The sequence below is a fragment of the Vibrio sp. 1978 genome (assembly GCF_033344345.1).
This window is the reverse complement of sequence record NZ_JAWPOP010000314.1, coordinates 1-806: the sequence shown is the minus strand read 5'-3', so window position 1 is coordinate 806 and position 806 is coordinate 1. Positions and strand designations below refer to the sequence as shown.

The window sequence follows — 806 nt, the reverse complement described above, 5'->3', positions numbered from 1 at the left end:
CAGTCGTGTAAGTGCCACAATCCACATTAATCAGCGGACGTAGCTCTTCTAGATATTCATTTAGAGAGAATTGCATGACTCACTCCTAGACAAACAGATTCATCACTAGCATTGCGCCAAATGCGTTCAATACGGAAATCGCAATCATGATTGGGATGTAACGACCTTCAGTACCGATAGGTCCCATAATTCGACCCATGTACTGAACCTGTGAGCCCATTAGGTAAATTGCAGGTGCAAGAATCGCGATGTGCGTACCGTTCAAGATGCCTTGGTCAAACAATGTGATAACCACGCCAACTGCGCCGCCCATCGACATCCAAGCACCAATCAGCACCGCAGCCGCTTCACCTGGCAAACCAAAAACCGCCATTACTGGAGAAAATACCGAGCCCATCAAATCCAACGCGCCAGTAATCTGCAACGCCTTAATGATGACAAACGCCATAAGAACGTTAGGCACGGTTGATGTTGTCGCAATAACCCAGCCTTTTTTAGCGCCTTCAACGAAAATATCCGTCACCATCGGCTTACTTACTTTTACGTCACTCATTACGCCGTCTCCTCTTTTAAGTTCTCAGATTTGCTTTGCTCTTGCTTGTCTTCTTTACCTTCTGTGATGTTTAGATAGATACGGAATAAGTTCGCACCCACAATTTTAAACAAAAACATCACCACAACCGCCAAACCAATAGAAGATGTTACGGCAAGCGAGCCATCCGCCATCGTCAGCGTAAACAGCACCGCCCCTGAGGAGAAAAAGTTAACAATGGTGGCACCAGCAGTGAACTGGAACATAGTGAACA

Annotated in this window: 1 protein-coding gene and 1 pseudogene; both read right to left on the bottom strand. The window is 46.2% G+C overall.

Annotation, left to right across the window (positions count from 1 at the left end; all coding sequences use genetic code 11):
- Positions 1-85: 85 nt before the first annotated feature.
- Entirely contained in the window at positions 86-553 is a 468-nt protein-coding gene (locus R8N49_RS26320) for a YjiG family protein (RefSeq protein WP_005458317.1), read from the bottom strand.
- Positions 553-806, bottom strand: a pseudogene (locus tag R8N49_RS26315) (YjiH family protein); the annotation flags it as partial. The gene R8N49_RS26320 and the pseudogene R8N49_RS26315, both read right to left, overlap by 1 nt.